At 72.8% G+C, this 23,555-nt stretch carries 22 protein-coding genes, 4 tRNA genes and 1 pseudogene; 21 read left to right on the forward strand and 6 right to left on the reverse strand.

The annotated features are described in order from the left end of the window. The first annotated feature begins 20 nt into the window (after positions 1-20). From O7607_RS15685 to htpX, 7 genes are all read left to right on the forward strand, one after another. Positions 21-611: a NuoI/complex I 23 kDa subunit family protein gene (locus O7607_RS15685; RefSeq protein ID WP_269703973.1), complete on the forward strand. Its 591-nt coding sequence runs from the start codon at positions 21-23 to the stop codon at positions 609-611. Further along, entirely contained in the window at positions 608-1,195 is a 588-nt protein-coding gene (locus O7607_RS15690) for an NADH-quinone oxidoreductase subunit J family protein (RefSeq protein WP_269703974.1), read from the forward strand. The genes O7607_RS15685 and O7607_RS15690 overlap by 4 nt, the downstream gene beginning before the upstream one ends. Further along, positions 1,192-1,572: an NADH-quinone oxidoreductase subunit NuoK gene (nuoK, locus tag O7607_RS15695; RefSeq protein ID WP_269703975.1), complete on the forward strand. Its 381-nt coding sequence runs from the start codon at positions 1,192-1,194 to the stop codon at positions 1,570-1,572. The genes O7607_RS15690 and nuoK overlap by 4 nt, the downstream gene beginning before the upstream one ends. Further along, positions 1,569-3,494: an NADH-quinone oxidoreductase subunit 5 family protein gene (locus O7607_RS15700; protein ID WP_269703976.1), complete on the forward strand. Its 1,926-nt coding sequence runs from the start codon at positions 1,569-1,571 to the stop codon at positions 3,492-3,494. Before nuoK ends, O7607_RS15700 begins: the two co-directional genes overlap by 4 nt. Next, on the forward strand, positions 3,491-4,996 hold the full coding sequence (locus O7607_RS15705) for a complex I subunit 4 family protein (protein WP_269703977.1): 1,506 nt from the start codon (positions 3,491-3,493) through the stop codon (positions 4,994-4,996). Before O7607_RS15700 ends, O7607_RS15705 begins: the two co-directional genes overlap by 4 nt. Further along, positions 4,993-6,459, forward strand: coding sequence for an NADH-quinone oxidoreductase subunit N (locus O7607_RS15710; RefSeq protein ID WP_269703978.1), 1,467 nt, complete (start codon positions 4,993-4,995; stop codon positions 6,457-6,459). Before O7607_RS15705 ends, O7607_RS15710 begins: the two co-directional genes overlap by 4 nt. A gap of 149 nt (positions 6,460-6,608) precedes the next feature. Beyond that, complete coding sequence (gene htpX, locus O7607_RS15715) at positions 6,609-7,487, forward strand: zinc metalloprotease HtpX (protein ID WP_269703979.1); 879 nt, start codon at positions 6,609-6,611, stop codon at positions 7,485-7,487. Positions 7,488-7,590: 103 nt separating this feature from the next. Here htpX and O7607_RS15720 read toward each other — a convergent pair whose 3' ends face one another. Both O7607_RS15720 and O7607_RS15725 read right to left on the reverse strand, forming a co-directional pair. Next, positions 7,591-8,781: an MFS transporter gene (locus O7607_RS15720; protein ID WP_269703980.1), complete on the reverse strand. Its 1,191-nt coding sequence runs from the start codon at positions 8,779-8,781 to the stop codon at positions 7,591-7,593. Next, positions 8,778-9,623, reverse strand: coding sequence for a DUF6065 family protein (locus tag O7607_RS15725; RefSeq protein ID WP_269703981.1), 846 nt, complete (start codon positions 9,621-9,623; stop codon positions 8,778-8,780). Before O7607_RS15725 ends, O7607_RS15720 begins: the two co-directional genes overlap by 4 nt. Positions 9,624-9,816: 193 nt before the next feature. Here O7607_RS15725 and O7607_RS15730 point away from each other — a divergent pair, with 193 nt between their 5' ends. Beyond that, positions 9,817-11,076: an MFS transporter gene (locus O7607_RS15730; protein ID WP_269703982.1), complete on the forward strand. Its 1,260-nt coding sequence runs from the start codon at positions 9,817-9,819 to the stop codon at positions 11,074-11,076. Between the two features lie 4 nt (positions 11,077-11,080). Here the strand turns inward: O7607_RS15730 and O7607_RS15735 are convergent, their stop codons facing one another. The 3 genes and pseudogenes from O7607_RS15735 to O7607_RS15745 all read right to left on the reverse strand — a co-directional run. Then, positions 11,081-11,596 carry a hypothetical protein gene (locus tag O7607_RS15735; protein WP_269703983.1) on the reverse strand — a complete coding sequence of 172 codons (516 nt, stop codon included), beginning with the start codon at positions 11,594-11,596 and terminating at the stop codon, positions 11,081-11,083. Beyond that, complete coding sequence (locus O7607_RS15740) at positions 11,577-12,083, reverse strand: SigE family RNA polymerase sigma factor (RefSeq protein WP_269703984.1); 507 nt, start codon at positions 12,081-12,083, stop codon at positions 11,577-11,579. Before O7607_RS15740 ends, O7607_RS15735 begins: the two co-directional genes overlap by 20 nt. 188 nt (positions 12,084-12,271) lie before the next feature. Next, a pseudogene (locus O7607_RS15745) lies at positions 12,272-13,558 on the reverse strand (MFS transporter); the annotation flags it as partial. 182 nt (positions 13,559-13,740) lie between these two features. On the opposite strand from O7607_RS15745, the gene O7607_RS15750 reads away from it, so the two are divergent. Continuing rightward, positions 13,741-14,934: an epoxide hydrolase family protein gene (locus O7607_RS15750; protein WP_269703986.1), complete on the forward strand. Its 1,194-nt coding sequence runs from the start codon at positions 13,741-13,743 to the stop codon at positions 14,932-14,934. Between the two features lie 55 nt (positions 14,935-14,989). On the opposite strand, the gene O7607_RS15755 is transcribed toward O7607_RS15750, so the two are convergent. After that, entirely contained in the window at positions 14,990-15,484 is a 495-nt protein-coding gene (locus O7607_RS15755; RefSeq protein WP_013473720.1) for a YajQ family cyclic di-GMP-binding protein, read from the reverse strand. Positions 15,485-15,631: 147 nt separating this feature from the next. Here O7607_RS15755 and O7607_RS15760 point away from each other — a divergent pair. The 12 genes from O7607_RS15760 (at position 15,632) to rplA (ending at position 23,549) form a co-directional block, all read left to right on the forward strand. Further along, positions 15,632-15,715, forward strand: a tRNA-Tyr gene (locus O7607_RS15760). A gap of 782 nt (positions 15,716-16,497) precedes the next feature. Then, positions 16,498-19,026 (forward strand): putative bifunctional diguanylate cyclase/phosphodiesterase, encoded by a 2,529-nt coding sequence (locus tag O7607_RS15765; protein ID WP_269703989.1) that lies wholly within the window; start codon positions 16,498-16,500, stop codon positions 19,024-19,026. Positions 19,027-19,121: 95 nt separating this feature from the next. Next, positions 19,122-19,194, forward strand: a tRNA-Thr gene (locus O7607_RS15770). 25 nt (positions 19,195-19,219) lie between these two features. Beyond that, positions 19,220-19,292 (forward strand) — tRNA-Met (locus tag O7607_RS15775). A gap of 129 nt (positions 19,293-19,421) precedes the next feature. Further along, a complete protein-coding gene (gene rpmG / locus O7607_RS15780) occupies positions 19,422-19,589 on the forward strand; it encodes a 50S ribosomal protein L33 (protein ID WP_013288652.1) in 168 nt (55 codons plus the stop codon). 119 nt (positions 19,590-19,708) lie between these two features. Continuing rightward, positions 19,709-20,155 (forward strand): MaoC family dehydratase N-terminal domain-containing protein, encoded by a 447-nt coding sequence (locus tag O7607_RS15785; RefSeq protein ID WP_269703990.1) that lies wholly within the window; start codon positions 19,709-19,711, stop codon positions 20,153-20,155. A gap of 4 nt (positions 20,156-20,159) precedes the next feature. Beyond that, positions 20,160-20,552 (forward strand): MaoC family dehydratase, encoded by a 393-nt coding sequence (locus tag O7607_RS15790; protein WP_269703991.1) that lies wholly within the window; start codon positions 20,160-20,162, stop codon positions 20,550-20,552. Positions 20,553-20,679: 127 nt separating this feature from the next. Further along, positions 20,680-20,752, forward strand: a tRNA-Trp gene (locus O7607_RS15795). 214 nt (positions 20,753-20,966) lie between these two features. After that, entirely contained in the window at positions 20,967-21,374 is a 408-nt protein-coding gene (gene secE, locus O7607_RS15800; RefSeq protein ID WP_269703992.1) for a preprotein translocase subunit SecE, read from the forward strand. Positions 21,375-21,409: 35 nt separating this feature from the next. Next, on the forward strand, positions 21,410-22,132 hold the full coding sequence (gene nusG / locus O7607_RS15805; protein WP_194801430.1) for a transcription termination/antitermination protein NusG: 723 nt from the start codon (positions 21,410-21,412) through the stop codon (positions 22,130-22,132). A 185-nt stretch (positions 22,133-22,317) separates the two neighbouring features. Continuing rightward, the gene (rplK, locus tag O7607_RS15810; protein WP_013288647.1) at positions 22,318-22,749 is read left to right on the forward strand and encodes a 50S ribosomal protein L11; all 432 of its coding nucleotides are present in this window, start codon (positions 22,318-22,320) and stop codon (positions 22,747-22,749) included. An 83-nt stretch (positions 22,750-22,832) separates the two neighbouring features. After that, positions 22,833-23,549: a 50S ribosomal protein L1 gene (rplA, locus tag O7607_RS15815; RefSeq protein WP_269703993.1), complete on the forward strand. Its 717-nt coding sequence runs from the start codon at positions 22,833-22,835 to the stop codon at positions 23,547-23,549. Positions 23,550-23,555: the final 6 nt, after the last annotated feature.

Raw genomic sequence — 23,555 nt, forward strand, 5'->3', positions numbered from 1 at the left:
CACAGGGCAGGATGGGCGGCATGAGCGAGCACGGTGGAGTGCCCGGTGCCGGGTTGGTGAAGGGCCTGGCGGTCACGTTGAAGACGATGACCCGCCGCTCGACCACCCAGCAGTACCCGGACGTGGCGCCCGAGCTGCCGCCCCGCTCCCGCGGCGTGATCGCGCTGCTGGAGGAGAACTGCACGGTCTGCATGCTCTGCGCCCGCGAGTGCCCGGACTGGTGCATCTACATCGACTCGCACAAGGAGGAGGTGGCGGTGCCCGGCGCCGCCCGCCCCCGCCAGCGCAACGTGCTCGACAAGTTCGACATCGACTTCTCGCTCTGCATGTACTGCGGCATCTGCGTAGAGGTCTGCCCGTTCGACGCGCTCTACTGGTCGCCGGAGTTCGAGTACGCCGAGTACGACATCAAGAACCTGCTGCACGACAAGGACCACCTGGGCGAGTGGATGGCCACCGTGCCGCCGCCGCCGGCTCACGACCCGCTCGGCGACCCCTCCAAGGAGGAGACCACCGCCGCCCGGAAGGCGGCGGGTCCGTCGGCCCGTCCGGCTCCTTCCCGGGTACGCCCCGACGCCGCCACCGATCCGGGCGGAGGCACTGCCTCATGACCGGTGCGGACGTCCTGCTGCTGGCGCTGGGCGCGGTGGCGGTGGGCGCGGGTGCGCTGGTGGTCGCCACCCGTCACCTGGTCCGGGCCGGGCTGTGGCTGGTGGTCTGCCTGGGCGCGCTCGCGGGTGACTACCTGGTGCTGACCGCCGAGCTGGTGGCCTGGGTGCAGGTGCTCATCTACGTGGGCGCGGTGGTGGTGCTGCTGTTGTTCGCGGTGATGCTGACCCGCGCGCCGATCGGCCCGTCGGACGACCTGGACCGGCCGGGCTGGGCCGCCGCGCTGGTCGGCGCCGGCAGCGGCCTCGGCTTGGCGGTGCTGCTGATCGACGCGTTCCGCTGGTCCCGGGTGGACCTGCCCGCCGCGGGCACCGCCGAGCGCCTCGGCGAGCAGATCTTCCGTTCCTGGGTGCTGCCGTTCGAGGTGCTGTCGGTGCTGCTGCTGGCCGCGCTGGTCGGCGCGATCGTGCTGTCCCGCCCCGACATCGGCCGCCCGAAGGCGCCCAGCCCGGCCGACGGCGACCGGCCCGGCGGGGACGCCCCGCTCGGCGCCGCGCGACCCGCCGACGAGGGCGGGCGCCCGTGAGGCCGGTCATCCCGTACGTCACCGCCGCGCTGCTGTTCGGCCTCGGCGTGTACGGCGTGCTGCGCCGCCGCAACGCCGTCCTGGTGCTGATGGCGGTGGAGCTGATGCTGAACGCGGTGAACCTGGTGCTGGTCACCGCCGACACCACAGTCAAGGCCGTGCTGCCGCACTCCGGTCAGGTGTTCGCGCTGTTCGTGATCGTGCTCGCCGCCGCCGAGATCGGTGTCGGGCTGGCGATCGTGCTCCAGCTCTACCGGCTGCGCGCCGGCGTCACAGTCGACGACGTCCCGCTGGCCGAGCCGGCTCCAGCGGTCGCGGCGGCCCCAGGCGGGCTGCCGACGCCGGGGGCACCGGGCACGGAAGGAGCGGTCCGGTGAGCACGCCGACGCTGTGGCTCGCGGCGGTGCTGCCGGCCGCCCCGCTCGTCGCCGGGCTGCTCGGCCTGCTGCTGCCGCCCGCCCCGCACCAGGACCGGGCGTCGGCACGGCGGTCGGCGGTCGCGCTGGGTGTGGCCGGGGCGGCGGTGTCGCTGCTGGCCGCGCTGGCGCTGCTGGTCCGCGTGGACGCCCCGGTCGAGGCGTCCACCACCTGGATCGACCTGGGTGGGCTGCGGGTCACGCTGGGCCTGCGCCTGGACGGCGTGGCGGTGCTCGTCGCCACCGCCGTCGCGGCTGTCGCGCTGGCCGTGCAGGTCTACTCGATCGGCTACCTGCGCCGGGGCCCGCACGACGACGTGGACGTCGACCACCGCTATCCGCCGTACGCGGCGCAGTTGAGCCTCTTCACCGCCGCCATGCTCACGGTGGTGGTGTCCGGTGACCTGATCATGCTGCTGGTCGGCTGGGAGGTGATGGGCATCTGCTCGTACCTGCTCATCGCCCACGACCGGCGGCTGCCCGAGGCGCCCGGCGCGGCGGTGAAGGCGTTCCTGGTCACCCGCGTGGGTGACGTCGGCTTCCTGCTCGGCATCGCGCTGCTCGGCGTGGGCGCGGGCAGCTTCCGGATCGCCGACGTGCTGGCGCACGACTACGGCACCGGCACGCTCACCGCCGCCTGCCTGCTGCTGCTCGCCGGGGTGGCGGGCAAGAGCGCCCAGTTCCCGCTGCACACCTGGTTGCCCGACGCGATGGCCGGCCCGACGCCGGTGTCCGCGCTGATCCACGCCGCCACCATGGTCGCCGCCGGGGTGTACGCGGTGGCCCGACTGTTCCCGCTGTTCGAGCGCGCCCCGGCCGCGCTCGCCGTGCTGGGCGTGATGGCCGCGATCACGATGCTGCTCGGCGCGTTCGCCGCCACCGCCCAGGACGACATCAAGCGGGTGCTCGCCTGGTCCACGGTCTCGCAGATCGGCTACATGACCGGCGCGCTGGCGGTCGGCGCACCCGCTGCCGCGCTGTTCCACCTGCTCACCCACGCCGCGTTCAAGGCGCTGCTGTTCCTCGCCGCCGGTGCGGTGATCCACGCCGTGGGCACCACGCTGATGTCCCGGATGGGCGGCCTGCGTACCGCCATGCCGGTGACGTTCTGGTGCATGGTGGTCGGCCTGGGCGCGCTCGCCGGCGTACCCCCGCTCTCGGGTTTCTGGAGCAAGGACGGCGTGCTCGCGGCCGCAGAGGCGGCCGCGCTCGACGGTGCCGGGCCGAGCGCGGCCTGGGTGGGCTGGCTGGTCTGGCTGGCCGGGCTGGTCGGCGTCGCGGTGACCGCCTGGTACGCGACCCGCCTGCTGCTGCGCACCTTCCTCGGCGCCACCCGCACGCCGCTGCTGCGCCCGCACGACCCGCCCGCGCTGCTGCGCTGGCCGGTGCTGCTGCTCACGGTCCCGGCCGCGCTGCTCGGCCTGGCCGCGTTCGCGCCGTGGTTCGCCGACCGGCTGCGCGTGCCGGGCGACGACACCGGCGAGGCGGTCGAGCTGGTCCATCTCGCGCCGAACCTGATCCTGCCGTTCCTGCTGCTGCTCGTCGGCGCGGGTGTCGCCTGGGCGGGCTGGCGCCGCGACCCGGCCGCCGACCCGGCCCGCTACCTGGGTCCGCTGCGGCCGGTGTTCGCCCGGGCGTTCCGGCTCGACGACGTCCAGCACGCCCTCGTCGTACGCCCGGCGGGCGCGCTCGCGCGGGTCGTGCGTACCGGCGACGAGCTGGGCGTGGACGGCCTGGTCGAGGGCAGCGGCCGGGCGGCGGTCGAGGTGGGCGGCGGCCTGGCCGCGCTGCACCGGGCGGCGCTGCCCCGCGCGGCGGCCGGGGTGCTGGCCGGCGCGTTGCTGATCGGCCTGGCGGTCGCCCTGATCGGAGTCACCTCATGACGTTCGGGCAGGTCCTGCTGGTCGCCGTGGTCGCGGTGCCGGCGCTCGGCGCGCTGGCCGCGGCGGTCGTGCCCGGTGACCGGGCCGGCCGGGTGGTCGGCACCGTCGCCGCCGCGCTGACGCTGCTGGCGACGCTGCCGCTGGTCGGCGGCGACCACGGCTGGTTCGGGTACGGGCCGCGCCCGGCGGTGCAGCCCTGGCACCAGCTCGACCTGCAGTGGGTGCCCGGGCTCGACCTGCGCTTCCACCTGGGCGTGGACGGTATCTCCTGGCCGCTGGTGGTGCTGACCGCGCTGCTCACGCTGCTGTGCTGCGCGTACACGCTGTGGCGGGTGCCGCCCGGCGGCGGCAGCGGGCGGGCGCTGGTGGCGCTGCTGCTGGTGGTCGAGGTGGGCATCCTCGGCACGTTCCTCGCGCTCGACCTGGTGTTGTTCTTCCTGTTCTTCGAGGTCGTCCTGCTGCCGATGTACGCGGTCATCGCCGGCTGGGGTGGTGCGGACCGTCGCCGGGCGGCCCGCAAGTTCGCGCTCTACACGCTGTTCGGCTCGGTGCTGCTGCTCGTCGGCGTCTACGTGGTGGTGGCCGCCGCGGGCACCGCCGACCTGGTCACGCTCACCGGCGGTGCCGGGTTGTCCCGGGGCACCCAGCTCGCCGCGTTCACGCTGCTGGCGCTCGCGTTCGCGGTGAAGAGCCCGCTCTGGCCGCTGCACTCGTGGCTGCCCGACGCGCACACCCAGGCGCCGACTGTCGGCAGCGTGATCCTCGCCGGCGTGCTGCTCAAGATGGGCACGTACGGGCTGATCCGGGTCGCGGTGGGGGTGGCCCCGGAAGGTGCCCGCTGGGCCGCGCCGGTGCTCGGCGTGCTCGCCGTCGCGGCCATCCTGATCGGTGGCCTGGTCTGCCTGGCGCAGGACGACCTGAAGCGGCTGATCGCGTACTCGAGCGTCGGGCACATGGGCTTCGTGCTGCTCGGGGTCGCCACGCTCACCGCCACCGGGATCCAGGCCGCGCTGATCGGCAACATCGCCCACGGTGTCATCACCGCCCTGCTGTTCTTCCTGGCCGGTGCGGTCAAGGACCGCGCCCACACCGGGTCGCTGGCCGAGCTGTCCGGGCTGCGGGAGACCGCGCCCCGGCTGGCCGGGCTGCTCGGCTTCGCGGCGGTGGCCTCGCTAGGGCTGCCCGGCCTGGCCGGGTTCTGGGGGGAGGCGTTCGCCGTGGTGGCCGCGGTGCAGCGGGGCGGGCCGCTCTGGCTGACGCTCGCCGTGCTCGCGGCGCTGGGCGGGGCGCTGACCGCCGCGTACTTCCTGCGGCTGCTGCGCCGGGTCACGCACGGGCGGCCCAGCCCGGCGGTGGCGGGGCTCGCACCCGGGCTGGCGGGGGCGGAACTGACCGCCTGGGCACCGCTGGTGCTGCTCGCGCTCGCGGTCGGCCTGGCTCCCGCGCTCGTGCTGTCGTACGCCTCCGGTCCGGTGGAGGCGCTGCTGGGGGTCGTCCCATGAGCCTGGTACAGAGCGTCGACAACGTGGCGATGCTGCCCGCGTACCTGGCCGCCGGCACGGCCGTGCTGGTGCTCCTGGTCGACCTGCTGGTGGCCCGGCCCGCCGTCACGGTGGCGGTGGCGGCGCTCGGCGCGGCCGGCACCGCGGCCGGCGCGGCACTGGTCGGGGCGGCCGGTGAGCGGCGCACGTTCTGCGTCGGCGACGACTGCTCCTGGGTGTGGGGTGGCCGGGCCGCCCTGGTCGGGGCCGTGATCGCCCTGCTCACGCTCGGCGTGCTGGCGCTGTCCGGTCCGCTGCTGCGCGCCGGGCGTACTCCGGTCGGCGAGTACTGCTTCCTGCTCGCCTGCGCGATGACAGGTGGCGTGGTGCTCGGCGCGGCGGGTGACCTGATCACGCTGATCGTGGCGCTGGAGACGCTGACGCTGCCGCTGTACGTGCTGGTCGGCCTGCGCCGGGGCAGCCTCGCCGGTGCCGAGGCGGCGGTGACGTTCTTCGTGGTGAGCGTGGTCGCGACCACTGTCACGCTGCTCGGCGCGGCGCTGCTCTACGCGGTCACCGGCACGCTGCACCTGGACCGGCTCGGCGCCACCCTGGCCGACCGCACCGACCTGACCGATCTGCCGCTGACCGGCGTCGCGGTGGCGCTCGTGGTGGCCGGGCTGGCGTTCAAGGTCGCCGCCGTGCCGTTCCACGCGTGGGCCCCCGTCACGTACGACGGCGCGCCGCTGCCGGTGGCCGCGTACCTGTCGACCGCCTCGAAGCTCGGTGGCGTGGTGGCGCTGCTGGCGGTGGTGCAGCGCGCGCTGCCCGGGGACATGACCGGCCCGGTGCTGGCGGCGCTGGCGGTGCTGACCATGACCGTCGGCAACCTGGTGGCGCTGCGTCAGCGGCGTACCGTGCGGTTGCTCGCCTGGTCGTCGGTGGCCCAGGCGGGGTACATCCTGGCCCCGCTGGGCGCGCTGGCGCTGACCGCTGGCCGCACCGGCGACGCGCGGACGGCCGCGTACGCGGCAGCCGTGGCGTACGCGATCTTCTTCGTGCTGCTGGAGCTCGCCGCGTTCGCCGCGGTGGTGGCGTTGCGCCCGGCGGACGGCGACGGCGGCACGCTGGCCGACCTGCGCGGCGCGGCGCGACGGCACCCGTGGGTGGGCGGCGCGTTCGCGCTGGCGCTGATCGGGCTGGCCGGGCTGCCGCCGGGTCTGGCCGGGCTGTTCGCCAAGGTGACAGTGGTACGCGCGCTGCTGGCCGGGCACGCGGGATGGCTGGCGCTGGTGGTGGCCTTGAACGCGGTGATCGGCCTGGCGTACTACCTGCGGGTCACCGCGTCGCTCTACGCGACGCCGACCGGCGCGGCGACGATCCGGCCCGCGCGGACCGTGGTGCTGGCGCTCGGCGTGGCCACCGCCGTGGCGGTGGTGATCGGTTTCGCACCGCAGCTCGTGCTGGACGTCGCGGCGCGCTGACCGGTTCGTGCCCGGATGGGCGACCGCTTCAGCCCGCGCACAGCAACATCCAGCCAACTTTCAGCCATGAGCCGGATGGTTGACGGGTACCGGTGTGTTGAACCGGTCAGCGGGCCTCCCGCAAGGGCCCGTGCACCGAAGGAGAGATCGTGCATCACAACCGTCTCAAGACCGCAGCGCTGCTCGGCCTGTTGACCTCGCTGATCCTCGCGATCGGCTACTGGTTCGGCGGTAGCAGCGGTCTCGTCATCGCCGTCGTCGTCTCGTTGCTGATGAACGGCGTCACCTACTTCTTCTCCGACAAGCTCGCCCTGCGCTCGATGAAGGCGCAACCGGTCAGCGAGGCACAGTTCCCCGAGCTCTACCAGATGGTGCGGGAGCTCTCCACGCTGGCCGGCAAGCCGATGCCCCGGCTCTACGTGAGCCCGACCTCGCAGCCCAACGCGTTCGCCACCGGTCGTAACCCGGAGAACGCGGCGGTCTGCGTCACCCAGGGCATCGTGGAGATCCTGGACTACCGGGAGCTGCGTGGCGTGATCGGCCACGAGCTGTCGCACGTCTACAACCGGGACATCCTGATCTCCAGCGTCGCGGCCGGCCTGGCCGGCATCATCACCATGCTGGCGAACCTCGCCTGGTTCATCCCGCTGGGCTCGTCCGACGACGAGGACGGCCCGAACCCGGCGGTGCTGCTGCTCACGCTGATCCTCGGCCCGATCGCCGCCACGGTGATCCAGCTCGCGATCAGCCGGAGCCGGGAGTACCAGGCCGACCAGTCCGGCGCCGAGCTGAGCCGGGACCCGCTGGCCCTGGCCAGCGCCCTCCGCAAGATCCACATGGGGACGCAGGCGCGCCCGCTGGCGCCGCAGGGCCAGCTCGCCAGCACCGCGCACCTGATGATCGACAACCCGTTCAAGCGGGGCGGCGGCATCGCCGCGATGTTCGCCACCCACCCGCCGATGGAGCAGCGGGTGGCCCGCCTGGAGCAGATGGCCCGCAACTCCGGGCCGGTGCAGTTCCAGCGCTGACCCGCGTGACCCGAACGCCGCCCGCGTCCACCCGGACGCGGGCGGCGTCGTGTCTGCGCCCTTCCGTCAGGCCCGGCCGGCCCCGGGGCAGCTCCGGCCGGGCTCAGGACGCGGCCGGCTCGGGCAGCCGGTCCGGCCGGGCGACCAGCACCACGGCGAGCAGCACCACCCCCGCCGCCAGATAGGCGGCGGCCGGGCCGAGCAGCACCGCCACGCCGCCGAGCAGGAAGATCCCGACGCCGGAGAGCATGATGTTGCCGGCCACGATCGTCGCCTCCACCTGCCCCATCCGCTCCCGCGGGGCCAGCCGCGCGAACGTGGCCTGGGCCCCGATCAGCCACCCGCCGCCCGCTCCGACGAGCGCGTTCGCCCCGGCGATCGCCCACGCCGGGGCGTCGAGCGCCACCAGCAGACCGGCCAGCAACAGCGCGGCGGCGAGCGCGCCCGCCGCCACCACCTGACCGGTCACGCGGGCCAGCCAGCCCCGCCGCCCCACGACGAGCACGAACACCGCCCCGCCGAACGACGACGCCGCCAGCACGACCGGCCGCCATCCGCCGGCAGCCAGATCCGGCGCGAGCGTCTCCGGCAGCCCGCCGGACAGGACGGTGGCGAGGGTCAGCAGCGCCACGCCCCGCAACACCGGATGAGCGGCGATGATCCGGATCCCCGCGGTGGCGGGCGGCCGTGGCCCCCGGTGCTCCTGCCGGCGCACCGGCAGGCCGGCGAGAACCACCGCCGCGAGCAGGAACGAGACCAGGTCGATCACGAGCGCCAACCGGGGGCCGAGCGCCACCGTCACGGCGGCCCCGGCGAGCAGACCGACGACCTGGCCGCTCTGGTTGGCGAAGGCGGAGAGCCCGAACAGCGGCAGCCGCAAGGACGGCTCCACCGCCTCGGCCGTGATCGCCACATGCACGCTCGCGTACGCGGCCCGGATCGCGCCGAGCAGCCCGGCCGCCACGATCGCCGGCACCGGCTCGGGCACCGCAGCCGGTACGGCGATGAGCGCCGCACCGGCCAGCGAGAGCCCGACCAGCATGGTGCGCCGGGCCGGTACGTCCAGCCAGCCGCTGAACACCGTCGCGACGAGCAGGGCGGGCACCGTGCGGGCGGCGTACACGGCCGCCGGACCGAGGACCGAGTCGGTCTGGTCGTACGCGAGCAGCAGCAGGGCCGCCAGCCCGACGAAGTCACCCAGCTCGGAGACGCCCCGGGCGACGAGCAGCCGGGCCGCGACCGGATGCCGGAACAGTGCCCGGTAGCCGGGGGCGGGCGTCGTGGTGTCGGTCATCGATCCGGCGGGTCCGTCTCCTCGACGCCGACCGGTTCGTAGTCGGCCCGCTCACGTCGCCGGCGGGCCTGCTCCCGCCGGTAGCTGCCGCGGATCTGCGGATCCTGCCGCCGGCGGCGCAGCGCCACGAGGTCCTCCCACAGGTCGTCCGGCCACTCCGCGATGCCCTGCCCGGTGACGAGTTCGGCCTGCCGCGCCGCCGCGAGCGTCGAACGGTGCACCGGCTGGACGCACATCAGGGGAATGTTCCGGTAGAGCCGGATCACATGGCCCGGCTCGGTCAGGCGCAGGATGGTCGGCAGGAACGACGTGTACCAGTCGGTCTCCACCACGCCCTCGTAGAGCTGGAGCCCGCGCTGCGCCGGCCAGTTCGGCACCCCGCGCGCCAGCAGGCACCAGCCGGGAGAGGTGCGGGCCACCACCCCGGTCACCATCTCGATCGTGTGCGGAGCGCGCGGGTCGGCGTCGATGAAGGGCATGGTGCCGCCGTAGCGGTCGAAGATGTCCAGGCCGTCCCGGAACCGCTCCGGCAGGTCCGCCAGCTGCGCCGGCGCCTGCGGCAACGTGCCGTCGTACCCGCCGGCCAGCGATCGCCAGCCGGCCGGCTCGTTCTCCTGGAGCAGACTCCACTCGGTGTCGTGGCCGTCCCAGCGCAGCGCCACGTCCGCGGGCGGATAGACGTACCACCCGAGACCGGAGCCGGCAGCCACCGGTGGGCACTGCTGGACCGCACGCACCGGCAGTGAACCCCGGAGGGTGGCGGACGCGGGCTCGGCGGGCCGGGCGTCGCCGTAGAGCGAGTAGATCTCGACCCGTAGCGGCGCGACAGCCATGCCGCTCATCCGACCTCCGATCATGGCGGCGGCCGACCCGCCGTAGGCATGGACTCCGTTCGATCACCGAACCTACTCGTTTCCGGCGGGTAAGGCAGCCCCGCACCGGCAGGTCGATGTGACCGACTCGACCACCGTCCCGCGCAGTAGGGGCGTTAGGGTCGAAGCCTGACTCACTCGTTACTTCCCGGAGGTGCACACAGTGGCCGCACTGCGCCAGTACCAGGGCGTCTGGCGGATCCCCGGCGCGCCGATGCTGCTGGTCCTCGGCATCATCGGGCGGCTCGGGATCGGCATGACCCCGCTGGCGCTGCTGCTCGTCGTCGAGCAGGTCACCGGCCGGTACTCCCTGGCCGCCGTCGCCGGCGGCATCTACGCGCTCTCCGGTGCCGCGCTCAGCCCCGTCGCCGGCCGGATCGCCGACCGGGTCGGACCCGCCCCCGTCCTGCTGGCCACCGCGCTCGCCCACCCGCTCGCCCTGATCGGGCTGCTCGTCGCCACCCGCTCCGACAGCGGCAACCTCGGGCTGATCTACCTGGGGGCGGGCCTGGCCGGCGCCACGTACCCGCCGCTCACCGCCGCGATCCGGGGCGCGTGGAACGACCTCACCGCTCCCGCCACCGGCCGGGCGCACCTGCGCAACACCGCGCTCGCCGCCGAGACCACCCTCTTCGAGGTCGTGTTCGTGATCGGCCCGCTGCTGGTGGCCGCCTTCGTGCTGTTCGCCGACGCATCCGCCGCGCTCGTCGGCGCCGCGGTGGTCACGCTGGTCGGCACCGGCACGGTCGCGCTCGGCCGGGTCATGCGCGGCTGGCGCCCGCACGCCCGCGAGCACCACGCCCGGGGCCTCGGCCCGCTGCGGCTCGGCGGCTTCCCCGCGCTGCTGCTCTGCGTGGCGAGCCTCGGCATCGCGTTCGGCGCCTCCGGCGTCATCGTCCCGGCCTTCGCCGGCAACTCCGGCGCCGCCGACCCGGAGAGCCTCGCCGGCGTGCTGCTCGCCGTCTGGGGCATCGGCAGCGCCATCGGTGGTTTCTGGTTCGGCGTACGCAAGCCCGCCGCCAACATGACCCGCCAGTTCGCCTGGCTGCTCGGCACCGTCGCGGCCAGCTTCGCCGTCTTCGCGGTGATGCCCGGCCCGGCCGCGCTCGGTGTCGCGCTGGTGCTCGGCGGCGCGGCCATCGCCCCCGCGCTCACCCTGGAGAACACGCTCGTCGGGCGGATCACCCCGGCGGGCATGCTGAACGAGGCGTACACCTGGGTGGTGACCATGTCGGTGGCGGCGAGCGCCGCCGGCGGGTCGATCGCCGGCCTGATCATCGACCACGCCGGCGGCGTCTCCTGGGCGTTCGTCTTCGCCGGGGTGGCGGTCGCCGTCGGGGCCGCGGTCGCCGCGCTGCCGGGCGGCCCGATCACCCGGGCCGAGGCCACAGCGGTACGCGCCGAGCAGTCGCTCGTCGCCTGACCGCTCACCCGCCGGCGGTCACCACCCGCTCCACCCCGGGCAGCTTCTCCACGGCGGCCCGGATCGGCGCCGGGTCCTCGCCGTCCGCCAGCAGCACCGACAGGACGACCCGTCCGTCGGCGTCCGGCCGGGTGGCGGCAGTGGTGCCGCGGCAGCGCAGCCCGATGTCCCCGCGCGCCTGCCCGATCCGGTAGTCGACCTCGCCGAGCTGCGGCGCGGCGGCCCCGGGCCGGAAGACGACGTCCAGCCGTACCGGAGGGTCGGCCCGGCACGCGGTCGACGCCGAGGCGGCCGGGGTGGCCGTGCCGCTCGCGGCCGGCATCGGCGCCGCCGGCCCGGACAGCGTCGCCATGGTCGCGGCGCCGCCGGTGACGGTCACCGCGGCCACCCCCGCCAGGACCGCGGACCGGCGCCGGCTCCGGGCGCGCCCTCGTGCGCGCACCTCGGCCGCCGAGCTGAGCCGCAGCCCGGTCATGTCCTGCTCCAACTCCCGCAGGGCCTCACCAATGCGTGCCGACATCGACTTCCTCCTTGTCGTCGGTCAGTAGGACGGCGAGCGCGGCACGGCCCCGCGACAGGTACGACTTGACCGTCCCCTCCGGCATCCCGGTGGTCCGGGCGATCTCCGCCACCGGCAGGTCGTGGAGGTGGTGCAGGACGACGACCAGCCGCTGTGCGTCGGGCAGCCGGCGTAACGCCGTCAGCAACGCGACCCGGTCCGGGTTGGGCCCGGGATCCGGCGCCTGCCGGCCCAGCCGGGCCCGCGCGGCGAACCAGCGCCGCAGGCCGCGCCACCGGTTCGCGGTCAGCCGCCAGGCCACCGTCCGGACCCAGCCCTCCGGATCGTCGTACGCCCCGACTGTCGACCACCGCTGCCAGGCCCGCGCGTACGCCTCCTGCGTCACGTCCTGGGCCTCGGCCAGGTCGCCGCAGAGGGCGTAGACGTGGTGCACGACCCGCCGCGCGGTCGCCGTGTAGAAGGCGTCGAAGTCCTCGGGGCCGTCCATGCCCACCTCCCGTGTCCGCTCACCACACGACACCCCGGTACGGGTCCGGCGGTTGCACGCGGATCAGGTCGCTCCGGGTCGTACCCGATCCGGCGCCCATCCGGGTGGGCGGGTCGTGCGGTCCGGGCTGGTCGTGCGGGCCGCTCTGTGTGCTGCGCTCCAGGGTCGGGGTGCGCGGCGGACAGCGCGGCGACCAGGCCCAGCGCGAGGATCGTCACCGCGCACGCCAGGAGCGTGGGACGTGCCCCGAGCAGCGCCGTCGCCGGACCGCCGAGCATCGTGCCCAGCGGCACCGCCAGCATCGTGACCGCCCCGTTCGCAGCCAGCACGCGGGGGAGGTCCACGGTGCCGGCGCGTCGCTGGAACAGCGCCGTCGCGGTCGGCTGGTAGGGCGCCCAGACCAGGCCGGCGAGCGCGAACGCGGGCAGTGACAGGACGACCGGCGCGCCCAGACCGAGCGGGAGCAGCGCGGCGCCGAACAGCGCGACGATGCCGGCGAGCGTGGTCCGCAGCGGCCATCCGCGCAGGTGGCCGGTGAGCAGCCCGCCGAGCAGCGAGCCGACGCCGAACGCGGTGTAGTAGGCCGCGAGCGTCCCGGCGGAGGCGCGCAGGTCGTCGGTGACGTGCACCGGCATGGCCACGTAGAACGGTCCGAAGAGGAAGAAGAACGCGAAGGTCAGCGACAGCAGGCCGAGCAGCGACCGGTCCCGCGCGATGATTCGGAATCCCGACGTACGCGACGGTCCGGCCGTCGCGTGCTCGCGGTGGTCTCCGCCCTCGCGTTCTCCGTCCTCGTGGTCGTCTCCGGCGCGGCGGTCTCCGGCGTGGTGGCGGACGGCGCCTTCACGGCGGACGGCGCCCTCATTGCGGACCGCCGGCGCGACGAGGCGGTAGCTTGCGGCCAGCACGGCGAAGCTGGCGGCGTCGACGGCGATCACCCACACCGCGCCCACCCAGGCGATGAGCAGGCCGGCCAGCGGCGGGCCGACGATCGTCGCGGCCTGGCCGAAGACCCCGAGCAGCGCGTTCGCGGCCAGGTGGTGCCGCTGCGGCAGCAGCTCGGCCACGAGCGTGAACCGGCCGGCCGACCCCCACGGGTGCAGCAGCGAGGACACCGCGAGCAGGGCGACGTAGAGACCGACGTCCAGCACCCCGGCGAGGTGGGCAACGGGGATCGCCCCCAACGCGGCGGCCCGCACTGTCGCGTCCCAGCCGGCGAGCTGCGCCCCGCTCCGCCCACCCAGCCACCGGCCGAGCAGCACCGTGCCGGCCGCACCCGGCAGGGTGTACGCGGCCACCGCGAACGCGGTCCAGGTGCCGCGCTGCCCGTCGGGTGCGAGTCGCAGGGCCAGCCAGGTCACCGCGACAAGGGCGAGCCCGTCACCGAGAGCGGAGGTCGCGAGCCCGGGCAGTAGCCGGCGCAGCACCGGTTGGCCGAACACCGGGCGATAGGGGCGGAGCATCGCGGGGGTCATGGCTCCCACCCGACCGCACGCCCGGCCCGTACCCCAAGGAAGTTGCCTGACGGCAGAAGGAGCCGGAAGTGACGGCGGGCCGCGCAACGGCATTCCGGCCCGCCGCGCGGCAGGCCCCTGCCAGACTGATCGCTACCCGCCGGTGTTCCACGCCCATCCACTCGACGTGAAAGGTGCAGGCCATGGCCACCGACGAACTCCGCCCCTTCCGGCTCGACACGCCGGACGACGCCATCGCCGACCTGCACCGCCGGGTCGCGGCCACCCGCTGGCCCAGCCGGGAACTGGTCGACGACCGCTCCCAGGGTGTGCAACTGGCGACCGTCCAGGCGCTGGCCGGTTACTGGACGGACGAGCACGACTGGCGCGCGTGCGAGGCGAGGCTGAACGCCCTGCCACAGTTCACCACCACCATCGACGGCGTGGAGATCCACTTCATCCACGTACGGTCGAAGCACGAGAACGCCCTGCCGCTGATCATGACGCACGGCTGGCCGGGCTCGGTGGTCGAACTGCTCGGGGTCGTCGGTCCGCTCACCGACCCCACCGCGTACGGCGGCACCGCCGAGGACGCCTTCCACCTGGTGCTGCCGTCCCTGCCCGGCTACGGCTTCTCCGGTACGCCCACCGAGCCCGGCTGGGAGAACGGCCGCATCGCCGGTGCCTGGGCCGAGCTGATGCGGCGCCTCGGCTACACCGGCTACGTCGCCCAGGGCGGCGACGTGGGCGCCGCCGTCACCGACGCGATGGCCCGCCAGGGGCCGGACGGGCTGCTCGGCGTCCACGTCAACCTGCTCGCCGGGGCGATCGGCCTCAAGGACACGCTGCCGGCGGAGACCGCGCAGGAGCGCGCGGCGCACGACGCGCTCCAGCTGTTCACCACGGACGGGTTCGGCTACTTCCTTGAGCAGACCACCCGGCCGCAGACCATCGGCTACTCGCTGCTGGACTCACCGGTCGGGCTGGCCGCCTGGATGCTCGACCACGACACCGACAGCTACTACAAGATCTCCCGCGCGTTCGTCGACGGCGCACCGGTGGGCGGTCTGACCCGCGAGAGCGTCGTCGACAACATCACGCTGTACTGGCTGACCGGCACCGGCGCCTCGTCCGCCCGGTGGTACTGGGAGTTCGGCCGATTCCTGGCCGCCGCCAGGGAGGCCGGCCAGGCCCCTCCGCCGGTCAAGGTGCCTGTCGCCTTCACCGTGTTCCCCGGTGAGATCTGGGCGGCGCCGCGCAGCTGGGTCGAGGCGGTCTACCCCGACCTCGCGTACTTCAACGAGGTCGACAAGGGCGGGCACTTCGCCGCGTGGGAGGAGCCGGAACTGTTCGCGACCGAGATGCGGGCCGCGTTCCGGCCGCTACGGGGCCGCTGACCCGCACCGTGGCAGGTGACCGGCTCGGTCACCTGCCACGGTGCGGTCGTCGTGTCTACCGGTAGTTGGTGAACTGGAGCGCCAGCCCGAAGTCCTCGCCCTTGAGCAGCGCAATGACGGCCTGGAGATCGTCCTTCTTCTTACCGGTGACGCGGAGCTGGTCGCCCTGGATCTGCGCCTGCACGCCCTTCGGGCCCTCGTCGCGGATCTTCTTGCTGATCGCCTTGGCCTTGTCCGAGTCGATGCCCTGCACCACCTTGGCGTCGATCTTGAAGATCTTGCCCGACTGCCGGGGCTCGCCGGCGTCCAGCGACTTCAGCGAGATGTTCCGCTTGACCAGCTTCTCCTTGAAGACGTCCAGGGCGGCCCGGACCCGCTCCTCGGTCTCCGCCTGGAGGCTGATCGCCTCCTCGCCCGACCAGGAGATCTCCGCGCCGGTGCCGCGGAAGTCGAACCGCGTCGAGAGCTCCTTCTCCGACTGGCGGACGGCGTTGTCGACCTCCTGCCGGTCGACCTTGCTCACGATGTCGAACGACGGGTTCGCTGCCATGCTCATGCTCCTGCTGTCCGGCGGTCTGTCCTGGTCCGTCCCGCGCTGACCAGCGTGGGACCTCCTGACGGTACCCGGTTGCGGCGGTGCCGGGGTCAACCGCTATCCTTGCTTCCGCTGCCGCGTTGCGACGCGGTGGGGTGCCCTGGCGGGTTGCCCGAGCGGCCAATGGGAGCGGACTGTAAATCCGTCGCGAAAGCTACAGAGGTTCGAATCCTCTACCCGCCACCAGGTGCAGATGCGGCCCTTGACCAGCAGTAATGCTGATCGAGGGCCGTTGTCGTTCGTCCGGCGCCGTCGTACGCCGTCGCCGTGCGCAGATCATCGACGTAAGGGTCGAGCGGTTGCTCGCGCGGAGGCGGGTTCGCCGGGGCACCGGGGATCCCCTGACTGATGATTGACTCGGTTCGCGCGACGTGAAACCTTGTCTCAGGCATCGATGATGGTAGAGGCTGTCCCGGGAGTGGGCGGCCGAGGTGGGCGAGTTCGTCCGTGACGGCCGCGAGAGAGCGGCGTCGAGTCCTGATGGGGGAATCAGGCGATACGTGAGGTATACGACTGAAGTCGCTGTGCGCGCCTTCCGTGGCGGCCTCAGGGCTGATCGTGACCTCGTACTGGGCCGGAGGGCCGGGGGCGGGATGACGAACGGATGATTCCTCTGTTCAGCGCCCCCGGGTGCCGCGCGCACGCCTTTTGTGCGTGCGCGCCGTGTGGCACGATCGTGGAACCTCCAGCATCTCTGAAATTCTCTCGACGGGAGCAATCATGTCTGGTCGAAGGTTGGGCCGGCTGCTTGGCTCGCTTCTCGTGCTCGCCGCGCTCGTGGGCGCCGCCGGCGGTGTCGACTTCGGTATCGATACAGGGGTGCGCACTGCGGACTTCGTGTGGCAGTGACGGGGTAACCGGGTTTCCCGGCCCGCACGCATTCGGCTCGGTCGGTCGGCGCGCCTCGTGCCGGCTGACCGAGAGGTCGCTTCGGTGACGAGGCGACGCGTCCAACCCGGAGGAGCGGGATGACCGGTCGCGACCCGTCCCGGCGGCGTTCGTCGGAGGACGCCTGGATCATCACGGCTCCGTTGGCGTTGATCGCGGTCGCCTGCACGGTGGTGACCGGTCTGGTCGCCGACGACCCGATCGGCAAGTGGCCGCAGGCGGCACTTCTGCTCGTCCTGATGATCCTGGCCGGCCTGCCGCTGCTGAGTCTGGTCGTCCGTCGGCAGTCCGTCGGCGTCACGCTCACCGAGCTGCCCCTCGTGCTGGCGCTGTTCTTCCTGCCCCCGCTGACCGTGGTGCTCATCTACACGCTCGCCACGCTCGTGACGCACATCCGGCACCGGTTCTCGGCGCCGAAGGTCTGGTTCAACGTCGCCCGGGCCGCAGCCGGCACCTCCCTCGCGGTGCTGCTCCTCCAGGCGATGCCGCCGATGACCACGGTGGGCCCGCGCACCTGGCTCAGCATCTTTGCGGCCGTCAGCGCGGTCATGCTGGTCAGCATCGCGAGCGTGATGGCGGTGCACGTCCTGCTGCACGGATGGCAGACCGGGCGGGGCGTGATCCGCAGCGCGGGGACCGCGTTGCTCACCGCGGCGATCAACGTGTCCGTCGGCCTCATCGTGCTGATCCTGGTCCGCAGCACCTGGTGGTCCCTGCTCCTGCTCGCCGTGCTCGGCACGGGGCTGGCGTTCGTCTACCGCTCGTACGCGCTGTTCTTCCGCCAGCACCGCACGCTCACCGACCTGTACGAGCTGACCCGCGCGGTGGTGGAGAGCGGCCAGAGCGGGACGCTCGCCGACGCCCTGCTGGGCCGGGCGCGAGCGTTGATGCAGGCCGAGTACGCCACGCTGTGGCTGCCGGCGCAGGGCCGGCACCCGGAGACGCTCCTCACCGCCCGGGTCGACGACTCCGGTCTGCTGGACGTGGCGCCGACGCCGAACCGGCTGCGGGAGAAGGTGCGGGACAGCCGGCGGACGGTGGCGGTCGGCCACGGCGTCACGACCGACGGCGAGTTCCGGGCCGAGCTGGCGGAGCGCCGGGTCAAGGACGCGGTGGTCGTGCCGCTGCGATCAGGTCCGGTGGTGATCGGCACCCTTGAGGTGGCGAACCGCCTGGGCGACGGCAACCACTTCACCTCCGCCGACATCGCGCTCCTGGAGACGGTGGCGGCGCACGCCGCGGTCGCTCTGGAGAACTCGCGCCTGGTGGACCGGCTGCGGCACGACGCCGACCACGACGCGCTGACGAAGCTGCCCAACCGGCGGCGGCTGACCGCCGCGGTGGCCGAGGCGGTGAAGATCGGCGCGCCGGGTGAGGTGGTCGCGTTGCTGCTCTTCGACGTCGACCGGCTCCGCCAGGTGAACGAGTCGCTGGGTCACGCCGCCGGGGACAAGGTGCTCGTCGAGGTGGCCGAGCGGCTGCGCGCCTGCGCGCCCTCCTCGGCGCTCGTCGGCCGGGCCGGTGGTGACGAGTTCCTGGTGACGCTCCGGTTGGAGAGCACCGAGGCGGCCCTGGAACTGGCGGCCCAGCTCCGGGAGCAGATCCGCGACGAGATGGTCTTCGACGCGCTCACCGTGGACGTGGACACGGTGGTCGGCGTGGCCGTCCACCCGGATCACGGCAGCGACGCGGTGGCGCTGCTGCAACGCGTCGACCTGGCCGCCACCGCGGCCAAGTCGGTGCCGGGCAGCGTGCAGCTCTACAGCCCCGCGCTGGAGTCGCGGTCGCTGCGCCGGCTCGGTCTCGCCGGCGACCTGCAACGGGCGCTGGACGACGGCGAGCTGGAGGTCTACTTCCAGCCCAAGGTGACGCTGCGGGACCGGCGCCTGGTGGGCGTGGAGGGCCTGGCCCGATGGGAGCACCCGGCGCACGGCACCGTCGCGCCGGACGACTTCGTCGCGGTGGCCGAGCACACCGGCCAGCTCGGCCGGCTCACCGAGTTCGTGCTCCGGGAGAGCCTGCGGCGCAGCCGCGACTGGAGCCACGGCGAACAGCCGCTGTCCGTCGCGGTCAACCTCGCCGCGCGTACGCTCACCGACCAGCACTTCCCGGCACTGGTACGCGATCTGCTGGCCGAGTACGGCGTACCGCCGCAGCGACTGACGCTGGAGGTCACCGAGGCGGGCGTCCTGGACGGCACCGAACGTCCCATCCCCACCCTGCGCAGCCTCCGTGACCTCGGTGTCCGCCTCTCGGTGGACGACTTCGGCACCGGCAACTCGTCCCTGGCGCAACTGCGCCGTCTGCCGGTGCACGAGGTGAAGGTGGACCGGTCGTTCGTGCAGGGCATGGCCACCGACCCGGGCGACCTGGCGATCGTCAACGCGGTGGTGACGCTCTCCCAGCAGTTCGGCCTGGCGGTGGTGGCCGAGGGTGTGGAGAGCGAGCTGACGCTGGAGCTGCTCCAGGACATCGGCTGTGAGATCGGCCAGGGCTTCCTGTTCAGCCGCCCTCTGCCGTACGAAAGGCTGGAGGCCTGGTTCGGTGCCCAGGTCGACCCGGAGACGGTCGTCGCGGGGGAGCTGCCGCGCCTGCGAGTGGTGCCCTGACCAGGGCGGACACGCACCTGGGGGATCCGATTTCACCTCCGCGACGCGGTCGTGTACTGTTTCCCCTGCGCGACACCCCCGGGGTGATCGGGCAGGCCCCCTTAGCTCAGTCGGCAGAGCGTCTCCATGGTAAGGAGAAGGTCTACGGTTCGATTCCGTAAGGGGGCTCAGAGGGTCCGGCTGGACCCGCCACGGCGGTGTAGCTCAGATGGCAGAGCAAGCGGCTCATAATCGCTGTGTCGCCGGTTCAAGTCCGGCCACCGCTACTCTCGTCCTCCGGGCCCAGCCCGGTGGCCGGTGGGATGGGCGCCACAGGCGCCCACTTTGCATGTCCGCGTCGTCAGCGCGTACGCTGACACGCCGTAGTTATCCGTGAGCGAGGAAGGCACTCCGCCGTGGCGAAGGCGACCGATGTCCGGCCGAAGATCACTTTGGCGTGTGTGGAGTGCAAGGAGCGCAACTACATCACGCGCAAGAACCGTCGTAACGACCCGGACCGCATCGAGCTGAAGAAGTTCTGCCCCCGGGACGGCAAGCACACCGTCCACCGCGAGACCCGCTGATCGCGGCCGGCGCAGCCGGCTCGCAGCAGCTTCTCGAACGCCGATCCAGCTGACGGGTGGCCTCCGGGCCGCTCGACCGGGCGGATCGGCGTTCGTGTTCTGCGTGTAGGTTCGGCGGCATGTCCCTGGACCCGTCCTTCGTCGGCCGGACGTACCCGCCGACCGCCCCCTACCAGGTGGGCCGAGAAAAGATCCGCGAGTTCGCCACCGCCGTCGGCGCGACCGACCCGGCCCACCACGACCCGGAGGCGGCCCGGGCGCTCGGCCACCCCGACGTGGTGGCGCCGCCGACGTTCCCGGTGGTCGTCACGATGGCGGCCAACCGCCAGATCGTCGAGGACCCGGCGCTCGGCGTCGACTACAGCCGCGTGGTGCACGGCGACCAGCGGTTCGCGTACACCCGGCCGGTGGTGGCCGGGGACGAGCTGGTGTGTGTGAACACCATCGAGGAGGTCACCACCCGGGGCGGGCACGGTTTCCTGACCACCCGCACGGATGTGAGCACCGTGGACGGTGAACCGGTGGTCGCCGTCTGGTCCAAGATCGTCGTACGCGGGGAGGCCTGAGGACATGGAGCTGCCCACCCAGACGTACCGGGTGACCCGCGCGGACCTGGTCCGCTACGCGGGCGCCTCGGGCGACTTCAACCGGATCCACTGGAACGACCGCACCGCCACCGCCGTCGGGCTGCCGGGCGTCATCGCCCACGGCATGTTCACCATGGCCCTGGTCGGCCGCGCGGTGGCCGGCTGGGCCGGCGCGCCGGACGCGGTGGTCGACTTCGGCGTCCGGTTCACCCGCCCGGTGGTCGTCCCGGACACCGACGAGGGCACCGAGATCGAGGTGTCGGCGGTGGTCAAGGAGGTCACCGATGCGGGCCTGACCAGGCTCGACATCACCGCCACCTGCCAGGGTGAGAAGGTGCTGTCGCAGGCTCGGGCACTGATCCGTACGACGCGCTGAGGGTCCGCCCGACGCGCGAGGGGCAGACCGGTTGGGAAAGTCGCACGACTACCCGTACACTGGTCCGCCGTGGGGCAAGTGACCCCCGCTCGGCACAGCGTGTCCGGGTGGAGGTGAGTTGCCGCACAGGGGTGTAGCTCAATTGGCAGAGCAGCGGTCTCCAAAACCGCAGGCTGCAGGTTCAAGTCCTGTCACCCCTGCGCCTCAGGCCTGACCGTTCCGTGGGTCGCGCCACCCTCACCGGTGGCGTCCGGCCCGTGGTGGTGGCACCGGTGGGGTGGTTCCGAGGCGTTCGGGCCCTCCCGGCCGGTCCGCCGGCCGCGGCCCGTCGCGGGACGGTTGGTCCGGCCGGCGTGACCAACACGCCGCGCACGCCGCCCGGCGTGCGACCCCATATCCCGCACGGAGGGCGAAGTGGCCAAGAGCAAGCGCCGCGGCGAGGACGACGGCGACGAGCGTCTGAACGACGACGCGACCGTCGACGGCGTGGCCGACGACGACGTGGCCGACGACGACGCCACCGACGCGGACGAGCCGGTCGCCCGGGGCGGCACCGCGACCCGTAAGCGGGCGCAGGCCGAGCCGGCCGAGGGCCGGAAGACCCGTAAGGACACCGAGCGGATCGGGCTGTTCGCCCGCATCGCGCGGTTCTTCCGCGAGGTCGTGGCAGAGCTGCGTAAGGTCATCTGGCCGACCCGCAAGGAGCTGCTGACCTACACGGCCGTGGTGGTCACCTTCGTCGCGGTGATGCTGGCGATCGTGGCCGGCCTGGACTACGGCTTCGCCAAGGCGGTGCTGTGGGTCTTCGGCGAGTCCAGCTGACCTGCGGACAGCGATACTGACGGAAGTGAGCGAGCGTGCCTGAGTACGACGAGACCGCCGGAACCCCGGACGATCAGTCCACGGTGGCGACGGCGGCCAACAACGAGTCGGTCGAGGCCGCCAGCGAGCCGGAGTTCCCGACCACCGAGCCGGCCCCGGACGAGGACTTCGACCCGGTCGCCGAGCTGCGCCAGAAGCTGCGCTACGCGCCCGGCGACTGGTACGTGGTGCACTCGTACGCCGGCTACGAGAACAAGGTCAAGACCAACCTCGAGACCCGGATCACCTCCCTCGACATGGAGGACTTCATCTACCAGGTCGAGGTGCCGACCCGGGAAGAGGTCGAGGTCAAGAACGGCAAGCGGTCGCAGATCCAGGCGAAAGTCTTCCCGGGCTACATCCTGGTCCGGATGGAGCTGACCGCCGAGTCCTACTCCTGCGTCCGGAACACCCCGGGTGTCACCGGCTTCGTGGGCGCGACCGACCGGGCCGACCGGCCGGCGCCGCTGAGCCTCGACGAGGTGCTCAAGTGGCTGGCCCCGGCGGTCGAGACCGAGCAGAAGAAGGCCAAGCCCGAGGTCAAGGTCCTCGACTTCGAGGTCGGCGACTCGGTCACCGTCACCGACGGCGCGTTCGCGTCGCTGCCGGCGACGATCAGCGAGATCAACGCCGACCAGCAGAAGCTCAAGGTGCTGGTGTCGATCTTCGGCCGGGAGACGCCGGTCGAGCTGAACTTCAACCAGGTCGCCAAGATCTGACGTACGTCGGCACCGGCGGTCACCCTGGAAAGGGTGGCCGCCGGTGCGGCGTCTCGACGACCGCCGACCTCTGCGAAAACTCGGTAGAGGTTTGCGCTACCCTAGAACGTCGGCTGTCCGCACCGTGCTGACCGTGCGCGCCCGCGGACCGGCGAGAATCCCAGTTCCAAGCCCCAGGAAGAGACATGCCTCCGAAGAAGAAGCTCGTCAAGACGTTCACGCTTCAGCTGCCGGCGGGCCAGGCCACCCCGGCGCCGCCGGTCGGCCCCGCGCTCGGCCAGCACGGCGTGAACATCATGGAGTTCTGCAAGTCCTACAACGCGCAGACCGAGTCCCAGCGGGGCGACATCGTCCCCGCCGAGATCAGCGTCTACGAGGACCGCACGTTCACCTTCGTGCTGAAGACCCCGCCCGCCGCCCGGCTGCTGATCAAGGCCGCCGGTGTGCAGAAGGGCTCGGGCGTCCCGCACAAGGAGAAGGTCGGCTCGGTCACCCGCGCCCAGCTGCGTGAGATCGCCGAGAAGAAGATGGCTGACCTCAACGCCAACGACATCGACCAGGCCGAGAAGATCATCGCCGGCACCGCCCGGTCGATGGGCCTGACCGTCGCCGACTGATCTCGGCACCCGCTCCACCCGATCTGTTCGTGGGAGGGCCGCGAGTGACGCGTGCCCGCCAGAGACCACAGGAGTCACCAGAAATGCAGCGCAGCAAGAGCTACCGCAAGGCCGCGGACGTCATCGACCGGTCGAAGCTCTACACCCCGGTCGAGGCCGTCAAGCTGGCCAAGGAGACCACCAACGTCAAGTTCGACGCCACGGTCGAGGTCGCCATGCGCCTCGGCGTCGACCCCCGCAAGGCGGACCAGATGGTCCGCGGCACGGTCAACCTGCCGCACGGCACCGGTAAGACCGCCCGCGTGATCGTCTTCGCCGCCGGCGCGAAGGCCGAGGAGGCCGTCGCCGCGGGTGCGGACGAGGTGGGCACCGACGAGCTCGTCGCCCGTATCCAGGGCGGTTGGCTGGACTTCGACGCGGCGATCGCCACGCCCGACCAGATGGCCAAGATCGGCCGGATCGCGCGGATCCTGGGCCCGCGCGGTCTGATGCCGAACCCGAAGACGGGCACCGTGACGATGGACGTCACCAAGGCCGTCGCGGACATCAAGGGCGGCAAGATCACCTTCCGGGTGGACAAGCACTCCAACCTGCACCTGATCATCGGCAAGGCCTCCTTCTCGGAGACCCAGCTGGTGGACAACTACGCCGCGGTGCTGGACGAGGTGCTGCGGGCCAAGCCGTCCGCGGCCAAGGGCACCTACCTCAAGAAGGTCACCCTCACCACCACCATGGGCCCGGGCGTCCCGGTCGACCCGAAGGTCGTGAAGAACTTCCAGGAGGCCTCGGCCGAGGGCTGAGCACGC

This window comes from Micromonospora sp. WMMA1949 (assembly GCF_027460145.1).
Lineage (GTDB): Bacteria > Actinomycetota > Actinomycetes > Mycobacteriales > Micromonosporaceae > Micromonospora.

Bases quoted from the DNA above. Each gene is read 5' to 3' on its own strand.
- O7607_RS15685 (WP_269703973.1), top strand. From the start codon at position 21: ATGAGCGAGCACGGTGGAGTGCCCGGTGCCGGGTTGGTGAAGGGCCTG.
- O7607_RS15690 (WP_269703974.1), top strand. From the start codon at position 608: ATGACCGGTGCGGACGTCCTGCTGCTGGCGCTGGGCGCGGTGGCGGTG.
- O7607_RS15705 (WP_269703977.1), top strand. From the start codon at position 3,491: ATGACGTTCGGGCAGGTCCTGCTGGTCGCCGTGGTCGCGGTGCCGGCG.
- O7607_RS15710 (WP_269703978.1), top strand. From the start codon at position 4,993: ATGAGCCTGGTACAGAGCGTCGACAACGTGGCGATGCTGCCCGCGTAC.
- O7607_RS15720 (WP_269703980.1), bottom strand. From the start codon at position 8,781: ATGACCGACACCACGACGCCCGCCCCCGGCTACCGGGCACTGTTCCGG.
- O7607_RS15725 (WP_269703981.1), bottom strand. From the start codon at position 9,623: ATGAGCGGCATGGCTGTCGCGCCGCTACGGGTCGAGATCTACTCGCTC.
- O7607_RS15735 (WP_269703983.1), bottom strand. From the start codon at position 11,596: ATGTCGGCACGCATTGGTGAGGCCCTGCGGGAGTTGGAGCAGGACATG.
- O7607_RS15740 (WP_269703984.1), bottom strand. From the start codon at position 12,083: ATGGACGGCCCCGAGGACTTCGACGCCTTCTACACGGCGACCGCGCGG.
- O7607_RS15750 (WP_269703986.1), top strand. From the start codon at position 13,741: ATGGCCACCGACGAACTCCGCCCCTTCCGGCTCGACACGCCGGACGAC.
- O7607_RS15755 (WP_013473720.1), bottom strand. From the start codon at position 15,484: ATGGCAGCGAACCCGTCGTTCGACATCGTGAGCAAGGTCGACCGGCAG.
- O7607_RS15765 (WP_269703989.1), top strand. From the start codon at position 16,498: ATGACCGGTCGCGACCCGTCCCGGCGGCGTTCGTCGGAGGACGCCTGG.
- O7607_RS15785 (WP_269703990.1), top strand. From the start codon at position 19,709: ATGTCCCTGGACCCGTCCTTCGTCGGCCGGACGTACCCGCCGACCGCC.
- O7607_RS15790 (WP_269703991.1), top strand. From the start codon at position 20,160: ATGGAGCTGCCCACCCAGACGTACCGGGTGACCCGCGCGGACCTGGTC.
- rplK (WP_013288647.1), top strand. From the start codon at position 22,318: ATGCCTCCGAAGAAGAAGCTCGTCAAGACGTTCACGCTTCAGCTGCCG.
- rplA (WP_269703993.1), top strand. From the start codon at position 22,833: ATGCAGCGCAGCAAGAGCTACCGCAAGGCCGCGGACGTCATCGACCGG.